This window comes from Microcystis ichthyoblabe FBCC-A1114, from assembly GCF_050500245.1.
In the GTDB taxonomy this organism is placed as follows: domain Bacteria; phylum Cyanobacteriota; class Cyanobacteriia; order Cyanobacteriales; family Microcystaceae; genus Microcystis; species Microcystis ichthyoblabe_A.
Genome location: NZ_CP191408.1, coordinates 3007444 through 3019072, shown reverse-complemented (window position 1 = coordinate 3019072; position 11629 = coordinate 3007444). Strand labels below are relative to the sequence as shown.

Below are 11629 nucleotides of genomic sequence, written 5' to 3'. Positions count from 1 at the left end.
ACTCAACGGATTTAGTATTATTTGCCAGTTTTTTGGTCAAACCAGTCTAAAACCCGATTCCATGCCCACCAGCGATCGCTATCGCCCCACTGACGCTGACAGGATAAACTGCTGATATAACCCACATGACCACCGTGGTTGGTTAAGAGTAGATCCACGTGGGGATTATCAGCGATCGCTGCTTGCAGATCGGGAATAACTGCGGGGGAAAAGAGGGGATCATCGGCCGCGTAGAGGATAAAAGTGGGTTTAGTTAAATAGGGTTGAAAGGGCAAGGGACTACTAGCGGCATAATAGTCAAAAACTGTCTCAAATCCTAGCTTTTTAATCACTAATTCTCGATCGAATCCGGCAATCGTGGTGGCGCGAGTAATTGCTTCGGGATCGATATGATCGGGATGAGCTTTATGGATGCGTTTGGCTAACTTGCGTAATTCCCTGGCGATCGCTTTTTCCAGATGTTTCCCCCAGGTATCCCGGACGAGATAGGATAAGGAACGATTAGAGTCTAAATTAGGACAAATTACCGCCCCACCGCCGATATCGACGGGATCGATCCCCATATCTTCCTGATTCTCTGCCGATTTAATTCCCCAGAGGGCTAATTGTCCCCCCAGAGAGTAACCTGTGAACCAAAAAGGGGCGGGACAGCCCATTTTTTGAGCTTGGGCGGCAATATGGATGAAATCTAGCCCTTCATAGATGCCATCGGAGGTGAGAGTCGGGGATAATTCGGCTGTCTTACCGTGGGCCCGCCAATCGAAGAGGACGACTGCGTAGTTTCTCGCTACGGCTTTTCTGCCTAAAATCCTTAAAAACCATTGATTATCTAAGTCTCCCGTGATGCCGTAGGTCCCGATAATTGTTCCTTTCGCTTGCGGGGGAATGGAAACAATCCCGTAGATAGGGACGGCATTGGCCCCGGTGAAAATGGTTTCTTGATAGACTGGTTCGGGAATAGCGATCGTATTTTGCCAGGTTTCTCGCGCTTTTAGGGACACATAGAGAGTCATGGCAAAACCGTTTTTCAGCAATGGGGGCGGAGTGTAGGTGAGATTATCGGTCTTCGTCCTCGGATGGGCAATCATGGCAGCACAGGGGAATCAAAAAGTCAAGAGGGGGAAACAAAAATTAACTTATGTCCACCGCTTTCTTAAAAATTGTAAAGCAAATTGTCCCAAGCGGCGAGCAACTCTGGCAGGGCAGTGGCTGACCAATTGCCCTCACAACCGCGACCTTGATAGAGAATCAATCGCAGGGAATAATTATCAGGAAATCCTGCCGCTTCTAACCATAAAAGCTCGCTTTCCGCTTCACAAGCAATACTTTCTTCATCCATTAATTCTGTGGCCATGGCGGACATAGTTGCGGTCAATTGTGATAGTAACCGACGCAAATCTTGCCACTCGGCCTCGGTTAATTCCATCGCCCAATCATCGCCACCAATTAATCCTTTATAAACGGCTGCCGTAGGATTCCAACCGAGTCGCCAACCCGAACCATATTTGAGAATTTTTTCCATAATTTTCTAGAATTTTAATAGGTCAGCATCTCCCGGTTTTGATAAGGAGGGACGAGGGGGAGAGGGACTAGGAGAAGGGTTAGGAGTGGGGGTTTCTTGGGGGAGAATAGCGGGGTTATAAATTTCGACTAGAAGGGTGACTAACTGCTGCCGTTGACGACGATTAAGACTGTTCATCGCTTTGATATCGGCAGCCATCGGGTTAACGGTAAGGGTTGCTTGTCCGGGATAGTTTTCTTCGCTGATTTTCTCGTTCACTCCTAGGTAATCCCCTAGGGTTAATTGCCAATCAAAACGGATGAGAGTAAATCTTTTTTTGGTATCTTGATGATAACGAAGAAAGCGACTGATTAGGGTATTATTCGGATCGATCGCTCCTGTCTCTCGACGGATATAGTTGTTTTCTTTCGGTAAATCTGGCATTGCTTGGTAAATTTGTTGGGCAACTGTTTCGGGTCGTTGAATTTGGCTCATCCCGGTGGATTGCCAGGATAACCACCAGACAAATACTCCTATTCCTAGGCAGAATACTAATAATACTATTCGCTTAATTTTCAGGTTTTTAGGTAATTTTAATAGCATATTGATCAAGAATAAATTGAGCGGAACCTTTTTATAAATAGTGTCACACAAAGATTGCCATTCATCGCGGCTAGATTTTCCGAAGCTTTTAGGACACTTGTACTAAGCTGTCCAGCCAAGTTTTCCACCATACTGTAATTCTTGGGCTGCCCATTTCTCCATTTTTTTGCTGACCTCCACCTTGATTCCTTCTTTCAAAACTATACCTATCAATCGTTTCCCCTTTTTTTAAGTTTCTTCTCTTTTTGTTAAGAAAGATCTGACTAATCGATAGGGGGGATCGAACCCAAAATCTATCTTCATATTTAATTAGAACCACTTACTTAAAACCCAGAGGGTTTTTGCTAGGGTAGATAACCCCAAGACTGGCAATCGCCCCCAGCCGGCTGCTGTAAAATAGGAAGGATAGATAAAACTCAGGAGAAAAGACCCCAGTGCCGTACAACCCCGCAGAAATCGAACAGAAATGGCAGAAGATTTGGCAGCAAATGGGATTGGACAAAACCCCAGAAAACGCCGATAAACCGAAATTTTACGCCCTCTCCATGTTCCCCTATCCATCAGGCAACCTGCACATGGGTCACGTTCGTAACTATACTATCACCGATGTGATTGCCCGTCTGAAAAGAATGCAGGGTTATCGCGTGCTGCATCCCATGGGGTGGGATGCTTTCGGATTACCCGCAGAAAATGCCGCTATTGAAAGGGGAGTTCCTCCGGCAAAATGGACTGATCAAAATATTGCCCAGATGAAACGGCAATTACAACAGTTAGGATTATCTATCGATTGGGAAAGAGAAGTTGCCACCTGTTCCCCGGAATATTATCGTTGGACCCAATGGCTATTTTTACAGTTTTTTGAATCGGGATTAGCCTACCAAAAAGAAGCGGCAGTGAATTGGGATCCTATCGATCAAACTGTCTTAGCAAATGAACAGGTAGATAGTGAAGGAAAATCTTGGCGATCGGGTGCTAAAGTAGAAAGAAAATTACTCCGGCAATGGTTCCTAAAAATCACCGATTATGCCGAACAATTACTCACTGATTTAGATAAACTTACCGGTTGGCCGGAACGGGTTAAAACCATGCAGGCCAACTGGATTGGTAAATCGGTAGGTGCTTATTTAGAATTTCCTCTTGTTAACTCCACAGAAAAAATTGCCGTTTTTACCACTCGTCCCGATACGGTTTATGGAGTCACTTATGTGGTACTTGCTCCCGAACATCCCTTAACTTTACAAGTTACCACTCCCGAACAAAAATCGGCCGTAGAAACTTTTATTCAAGAGATAGCCAGCGAAAGCGAATTAGAAAGAACTGCCGAAGATAAACCCAAACGCGGTATTAAAACCGGAGGACTGGCAATTAATCCTTTTACCAGTGAAGAAATTCCGATTTTAATTGCTGATTATGTCCTCTACGAATACGGTACTGGTGCAGTGATGGGAGTCCCGGCTCACGACAGTCGCGATTTTAAATTCGCTCAGGAAAATAACCTGCCAATTAAGATAGTTATTACTCCAGAAAGTGGCGAAATTGAGTTAAAAGAAGCCTATACAGAAGCGGGAATTATGATTAATTCCGCTCAATTTAATGGGCTGCATTCTACAGCAGGAAAAATCGCTATTATTGATTATGCCACTGCCCAAGGTTACGGCAAAGCTAGAATACAATATCGTCTCCGGGATTGGTTAATTTCCCGTCAAAGATATTGGGGTTGTCCGATTCCAGTTATCCACTGTCCTAACTGTGGAACCGTACCAGTACCTATCGATAATTTACCCGTTACTTTACCGGAAAATGTCGAATTTAGCGGTCGAGGTGCTTCTCCTTTAGCCAAATTAGAAGACTGGGTAAATGTGGATTGTCCTCGCTGTGGCACTCCCGCAAAACGGGAAACAGACACCATGGATACTTTCATCGATTCTAGTTGGTATTTCCTCCGTTATACCGATGCTAAAAATGAAGATATACCCTTTCAATTCGAGAAGGTTAATGATTGGATGCCCGTGGATCAATACGTCGGAGGAATCGAACACGCTATCCTACATTTACTCTATTCTCGTTTCTTTACCAAAGTTTTAAGAGACCGAGGTTTAGTTAATGTTGATGAACCTTTTAACCGTCTGTTAACCCAGGGAATGGTACAGGGATTAACCTACAAAAATCCCGAAACTGGCAAATATGTCCCCGCAGAAAATGTTATCTATAAAGAGGATAAATATTGCGATAAAGACACGGGAGAAGTTCTATCTTTCTTCTTTGAAAAAATGTCTAAGTCGAAATATAACGGCGTTGATCCTCTAAAAGTCTTGGAAAAATATGGGGCCGATACTGCCCGAATGTTTATACTTTTTACTGCACCCCCAGAAAAAGATTTACAGTGGGATGATGCGGGGGTAGAAGGACAATTTCGCTTTCTTAATCGGGTGTGGCGTTTAGTCAGCGAATATATTGAAAATAAACCCAAGCAAGTCAAAAAAATAGAAACTTTCTCGAAAACTGACAAGGATTTAAGACGGGCAATTCACACCGCTATTAAAGAAATCTCCGAGGATTTAGAAGGAGATTATCAATTTAATACCGCCATTTCCGAATTGATGAAACTCAGTAACGCTTTAGGGGATAATAAGTGTTTTGCATCCCCCATTTATCGGGAAGGAATCGAAACCTTATTAATCTTACTTTCCCTTTTTGCTCCCCATCTTAGCGAAGAATTATGGCAAGCTTTAGGCCATAGCCAATCAATTCACCTGCAACCCTGGCCAAAAGTTGATCCTACTGCCCTGATTGTGGACGAGATTACCCTTGTCATCCAAATTTTGGGAAAAACCAGAGGCACGATACAAGTTCCCGCTAGTGCCGATAAAAGCACCCTAGAAACCCTCGCCCTGGAATCGGAAATCGCCCAACGTTATTTAGAGGGCAAGGAAATCAAAAAAGTGATTGTTGTCCCGGGCAAATTAGTTAACTTTGTCGTGGTTTAAATGACAGCAATTATCACAATGGTAGGGAATTAATAACCTTTTCAGTTATCAGTAACCAGTCAGATTAACACTTTCTATGAAAAACTATCGATAGATGATAAAATATACAATTAGCATCGTCTGTAAATAGGGTTTGCTGAATAAATATGAAATGTAGGCGAGGTAAGGACTTTAGGGCCTTTCTCGCAAAACCTTGCACCTGTTTTGCGAGAATCGTGGTTCAAAACCTTGCCTCTTCATCAGCGATCCCATCCTGTAGGGGCGAAGCATTCGGATAGGAAATCTAAGGTTTCAGCGATAGGTTATTGCCCGAATGCTTCGCCCCTACTTTTTCAGCAAACCCTAAATAAGAACAACCTATGAATATTGAATCAACTAAAGTAACCCCCGAAGAAATTGCCCAGTTTCGCGCTGAATTGGCAGAGGATTCTAACGCATTAGGAGATATTGACTTAATTGAGCGGTGTGATGGCGATTTGAAGTATGCTGCTATGAGATTAGCAAGGCGTTCAAATATTGATACAGTGAGAGCAGATGAAAATAATTTTTGGCAACAAGCTATCACCCAAGCACGTCAATTAATATGTCATGACCGAGTTAAAGATGATTTAGCACCTAATATATTAGGTGGATTAGTTGGTTTTTTTGCTACTTCTGGTAATCCAGTTTTGGTAGTGGTAGCAACTCCTCTCGCTATTCACGTTTTTAGGGAAACATTAGACAATTTTTGTGATTAGTTTAGATACCTGATGCGGTAAAAGCAGCCCAATAAAAAGGGTTATTGAAAAGCTTATAATTAAGTTCAAACCCTTTTATTCTAATTTGTTCATCTTCAATCATATCCATCAATCGATTAAATTCTTTTGATGTTAATTTTTGTTGCATTGACTTGACAATTTTTAGGCAACTATCCAACTGATTCAAGTATTCTTGTACGGTTAAATTCTGTAACCAATTTTGTGCAGTTTTCAAAGCAACTGGTACAGAAACTTGCTGATTCTCATTAAATAAAATCTCATATAATTTAATCATCAAGAAGGAGGTTGATAAATCATTAACTGTCCATAAACTACTGACAACGCTGGGACTTCCTGCAAACAGAAAACCACTGGGTAAACCGATATATTCATCGCTGATAGAGTTTAAATCAATTAAGCCAGTTTCGCAAGCGGAAAGGGTGATAAGGCGGCATTTATTCAAGCGCAGTTCAAAGATTTCGCCTAATGTTAAGGGTTCTTTATTGGCTAATAATAAGGCGGATTCAAGGGGATTATCGGGGTTAAAGCTTCCATGACAGGAGAAGTGATAACAGTGGTTATCTGAGGATTTGAGATGGGGAAGAACAGCGTTTTTAGTGGCGTTATCTTGGGCGATAACTTGAGGTTCAGTAAAGAAAGTTGAGAGGATATTAACTTCTAAGTCAGTGTAAGATAAGTCTTTAGTGGGGTTTTGAATAGCGAACAGTTTATTAAAGTCGGAATGGTGAGAAGTTTGGGAGATTTTTTGCAAGATTTGACAACTAGGGGCATATTGTACATCATACTTATCCTGTAAAATTTGGTTTTTGTTAATCGGGAAAGCGTGAATAGGGAGAATATGCAGATACACATGGGGAATAATAATTAAGCGTTGACAAGTATCGGGAATCAGGGCAAGAATATCATTAATATGCAGAATATCAGCAAAAGTCTGTAAGAGGTTAGATAGTTGATTTTTCCATTCTTGCTTGCCATTTTCGGAGTAGTAAAGTCGTCGATAATTATTGAATGTATCCAAGAATTGATTTTTATCATCTTCAGAAGATTGCCAAACTTTAATCTCTCCATCAGCCGACACCACAAAAGCGATTATTTTCTCCCCTGTAATGTACCATTGCAGCAGACAAGTTTCAGCATCAGTTAATTCCTGAATTTCTGTAAATGGGATCGGCTCAACTTTTTGAGTGAGGCTAAAGAGAGGATCTTTAATTTCTCTTGCAATAAAATTATCTAAGTCTTGTTGATATTCCTTCAGATAACTGTGATCTTGAACGTAGGGAGTTAGGTTATCACTACGCATTAAATTCTGGTTAATACTTTGATGTTGTAAACGAATTTGTTCATTAACCACTCTTTGCTTTAATTCATTTAATTGGGCGATGATTTCTTGACTAACCCCTTGGGGATGTAAATTTTTCTGAGTCATTAATTCCACCAGATTACGCCCTTTACTGCGTTCGATATATTCTAATGCCTTCTCAGGCTGATTGAGGTTAAGATAAGCTTGCACAATGCGATAAAAAACATCAATAGCATTGGATAAAACCTCTTGACGATCTTGGGGATTTAATGCTTCTAAGCGGGCATTCTCTACCGCTTCAATGGCAGTATTATAGGCTTCTGTGGCAGGTTGCCATTGTTTTTGATCGTAGTGTAGAGAGCCTAAATACGAGGCAGTTATTGAACAATCTTGGGGAAAAGCGTCAAAAGTCCTCACTTTCAAAGCTTCCTGGCAAGCGGCGATCGCCCTTTCTAAATTGTCGGCTTTCTCCCCTCTGATTCTGTAAAGGTAAGCATTAGCGAGATTATTCTGTATTGTTGCCCATTCTTGGGGAAATGCCTCAAACGAATAAACTTTCAAAACTTCATCGTAACTGGCGATCGCCCTTTCTAAATTGTCAGCTTTCTCCCCTCTGATTCTGTCACTGTAAGCTACGGCGAGATTATTCTGTATTGTTGCCCATTGTTGGGGAAATGCCTCAAAAGTATAAACTTTCAAAGCTTCTTGGCAAGCGGCGATCGCCCTTTCCAAATTGTCAGCTTTCTCCCCTCTGATTCTGTCGCGGTAAGCATTAGCGAGATTATTCTGTGTCATTGCCCAATCTTGGGGAAATTCGTCTAAAGTTCTCACTTTCAATGCTTCCTGGCAAGCGGCGATCGCCCTTTCTAAATTGTCAGCTTTCTCCCCTCTGATTCTGTCACTGTAAGCTAAGGCGAGATTATTCTGTGTCCTTGCCCAATCTTGGGGAAATTCGTCTAAAGTAAAAACTTTCAAGGCTTCCTGGTAAGCGGTGATCGCCCTTTCTAAATTGTCAGCTTTATCCCCTCTGATTCTTTGACGGTAAGCTCCACCGAGACTATTCTGTGTATCTGCCCAATTTTGGGGAAATGCGTCAAGGTAAAAAACTTTCAAAGCTTCATGGTGAGCGGCGATCGCCCTTTCCAAATTGTCAGCTTTCTCCCCTCTGATTCTGTCGCGGTAAGCATTAGCGAGATTATTCTGTGTCATTGCCCATTGTTGGGGAAAAGCGTCAAAAGTATAAACTTTTAATGCTTTATTCAAAGTGGTGATCGCCCTTTCTAAATTCTCGGCTTTCCCCCCTCTGATTCTGTTACGGTAAGCAATAGCTAGAATATTCTGTGTTATTGCCCAATCTTGAGGAAATGCGTCAAAAGTAAAAACTTTCAAAGCTTCCTGGCAAGCGGCGATTGCGTTTTCTAAATTGTCAGCTTTCTCCCCTCTGATTCTGTCGCGGTAAGCATTAGCTAGAATACTTTGTGTTCTTGCCCAATCTTGGGGAAATGCCTCACAACTTATCATAGTTAAGGCAACTTCACAGCCATTGATCGCAAGTTCTTGGTTGACAGCAATGTTGCCGAGGGGAAATTGTGCAGAGAAATTACTAAAGTTGGCAATATCAGCAGCGATAAAATGTGCCTGCTTAGGATTGGCTTGCGTTAATGCCTCTCTCGCCCAACTAACTAAGATTCGCGCTAAATTATCATCCAACTTATCAAGATTCTGCGCCCAGAAGGGATAAATTACTTGAGGGTTAGGATTTTCAGAAATTTTTCGTAATGTCTCCATTAGGAAATTGAGATAATCTTGTTGGTTAGGTATTTCAACGTCAAGAGTTACTCCTTGTGACGGTTGATATACGAAACGAGAGGCAGAGGATCGGTTAAACGATTCTATTCTCCGTCTAAATGCAGGAAAGATAAGCGTTAAGATTCCCAAAGGAATACCAATAAAGATAATAGACAAGAGAATTATAAAACTTCTGCCAAGCTTGTATATTAGCTTGCCTATAATAGGAATTAACTGACTACGCTTTTTTTTTATGGGTTCTTGTTGTTTAATAGGTTCTTGTTGTTTAATAGGTTCTTGTTGTTTAATAGGTTCTTGTTGTTTAATAGGTTCTTGGTAAGCAGCGATCTCTATTTCTAAATTGTCAGCTTTCTCCCCTCTGATTCTGTTACGGTAAGCTAAGGCGAGATTATTCTGTGTACTTGCCCAATCTTCGGGAAATGCTTCAAAAGTATAAACTTTCAAAGTTTCTTGGTAAGCGGCGATCGCCATTTCTAAATTTTCTGCTTTATCCCCCTTGATTCTGTCTTCAAAAGCAAAAGCCAGAAACGTTTGTGTATCTGCCCAATCTTTAGGAAATGCGTCAAAAGTATAAACTTTCAAAGCTTCTTGGTAGTAGGCGATCGCCCTTTCTAAATTCTCAGCTTTCTCCCCTCTGATTCTGTTCTTGTAAGCAATAGCGAGATTATGCTGTGTCATTGCCCAATCTTCGGGAAATGCGTCAAAAGTATAAACTTTCAAAGCTTCTTGGTAAAAGGCGATCGCCAGTTCTAAATTCTCAGCTTTCTCTCCTCTGATTCTGTGACGGTAAGCAATAGCGAGACTATTGTGTGTAGCAGCCCATTTTTCGGGAAATGCTTCACGGGTATAAACTTTCAGAGCTTCTTGATAACAAATAATTTCCTCTTCTAAATTTTCCGCTTTATCCCCTCTGATTCTCTCACTATAAGCAGTAGAAAGAAAATTATAGTGTATATCTGCCCAATCTTTAGGGAAAGCATCAAAAGTATAAACTTTTAACGCTTCTTGTAAGCAGGCGATCGCCCTTTCTAAATTTTCTGCTTTATCCCCCTTGATTCTGTCTTCAAAAGCAAAAGCCAGAAACGTTTGTGTATCTGCCCAATCTTTAGGAAAAGCATCAAAAGTCCTCACTTTTAAGGCTTCTTGATAGTAGGCAATCGCCCTTTCTAAATTGTCAGCTTTCTCCCCTCTGATTCTGTTCTTGTAAGCAATAGCGAGATTATTCTGTGTATTTGCCCAATCTTCGGGAAATGCGTCAAAAGTATAAACTTTCAAAGCTTCTTGGTAACAAATAATTTCCTCTTCTAAATTGTCAGCTTTCTCCCCTCTGATTCTGTCACTGTAAGCAATAGCAAGACTATTGTGTGTAGCAGCCCATTTTTCGGGAAAAGCGTCAAAAGTATAAACTTTCAAAGCTTCTTGGTAGTAGGCGATTGCTCTTTCTAAATTGTCAGCTTTATCCCCTCTGATTCTGTCACGGTAAGCATCAGCGAGATTATTCTGTGTCGCTGCCCATTCTTGGGGAAAAGCGTCAAAAGTATAAACTTTCAAAGCTTCTTGGTAAGCGGCGATCTCCCTTTCTAAATTTTCTGCTTTATCCCCAACTCCACTTTTAACAGGAGGAATTCTATTTGTTCCTTGCGCTACAAATTCCCAATCATCACCTGAGTTCTTACAAAACAATAAAATCTCCTCAGCTTCTATTGCTTCAACACTCGGTACAGGAAAATTTTGCTCCCCTAATCGTCGTGCGAAAGTAGCCGCATCTTCTTGAGACTCAAACAGTAATATTTTGTGATTATCATCTACACTTATAGTATGAATACCCTCATCATCTGTTCCCACATTGTAAAGCAGAACATAAACAGTTTGAGGTAACTGATTAGAGGGTTGCTGCTGAAAATACTGACTCAAAGAAACAGTTAAATCTTTTAGATTAACCTGTAAATTTTGTAAAATTATCCCTGTACTTTCCCCTTGTTGAAAAATCCCAATCAGTAAATGCTCTGTATCAATAGATTCACTCCCTAATTTATCAGCAAATGATAATGCACTGTTTAAAACGAGTTTTGCCGACTCTGTAAAAGGAATATCTACAGGATTCATTTCTGGGCTAATTCCTGAACCCTTTCCTAGAATTTTTTCAACTTCAATTCGAGCATTTTTTAGCGTTATTCCCTGCTGTCTTAAAACTTGCGACGCAACTCCTGATGCTTCACCGATTAACCCTAAAAATATAAACTCCGCTCCTACAAAATTATGCCCCAAGCGACGCGCTTCCTCCTGCGCTAACATAATTACCTTAATCGCTTTCTCTGTAAACCGTTCAAACATAATTTAGACTCCTTATCACTTCTAAACCACGAAACTTATCAGAACTACAACACCTTGATTCGCCATTCCGTAAAAAATTGGACATAATTGAATGAGGACGATGATAATTGATTAATGAGGTTTAGGTATGTTTGGGTGCGTTGTTCATTCATAGCGTGGCAGATGGGGAATTGATGGGTAGGGGCGAAGCATTCGGATAGAAAATCTAGGGTTTCAGCGATAGATTATGCACGAATGCTTCGCCCGTACAGGGATTTAATGGGGAGATTATCAGAATTGTATCACAGGGATGATAGGCTAAGGTTATTGTCTGGGGTAGGGGCGAAGCATTCGGATA

At 41.2% G+C, this 11629-nt stretch carries 6 protein-coding genes; 2 read left to right on the top strand and 4 right to left on the bottom strand.

Annotated features, from left to right (window positions below; translation table 11 throughout):
* Positions 1–17: 17 nt before the first annotated feature.
* The 3 genes from ACQY1Y_RS14475 to ACQY1Y_RS14465 all read right to left on the bottom strand — a co-directional run bounded on the left by ACQY1Y_RS14475 (position 18) and on the right by ACQY1Y_RS14465 (position 2104).
* Positions 18–1088 carry a YheT family hydrolase gene (locus tag ACQY1Y_RS14475; protein ID WP_002732942.1) on the bottom strand — a complete coding sequence of 357 codons (1071 nt, stop codon included), beginning with the start codon at positions 1086–1088 and terminating at the stop codon, positions 18–20.
* 65 nt (positions 1089–1153) lie between these two features.
* Positions 1154–1522 (bottom strand): DUF1818 family protein, encoded by a 369-nt coding sequence (locus tag ACQY1Y_RS14470; RefSeq protein WP_430013016.1) that lies wholly within the window; start codon positions 1520–1522, stop codon positions 1154–1156.
* A gap of 6 nt (positions 1523–1528) precedes the next feature.
* On the bottom strand, positions 1529–2104 hold the full coding sequence (locus tag ACQY1Y_RS14465; RefSeq protein WP_430013015.1) for a hypothetical protein: 576 nt from the start codon (positions 2102–2104) through the stop codon (positions 1529–1531).
* Between the two features lie 434 nt (positions 2105–2538).
* On the opposite strand from ACQY1Y_RS14465, the gene leuS reads away from it, so the two are divergent.
* Both leuS and ACQY1Y_RS14455 read left to right on the top strand, forming a co-directional pair.
* On the top strand, positions 2539–5091 hold the full coding sequence (gene leuS, locus ACQY1Y_RS14460) for a leucine--tRNA ligase (protein WP_430013014.1): 2553 nt from the start codon (positions 2539–2541) through the stop codon (positions 5089–5091).
* 359 nt (positions 5092–5450) lie between these two features.
* Positions 5451–5828, top strand: coding sequence for a hypothetical protein (locus ACQY1Y_RS14455; protein WP_430013013.1), 378 nt, complete (start codon positions 5451–5453; stop codon positions 5826–5828).
* Between the two features lies 1 nt (position 5829).
* Here ACQY1Y_RS14455 and ACQY1Y_RS14450 read toward each other — a convergent pair whose 3' ends face one another.
* Positions 5830–11292 (bottom strand): DUF3110 domain-containing protein, encoded by a 5463-nt coding sequence (locus ACQY1Y_RS14450; RefSeq protein ID WP_430013012.1) that lies wholly within the window; start codon positions 11290–11292, stop codon positions 5830–5832.
* Positions 11293–11629 lie beyond the last annotated feature (337 nt).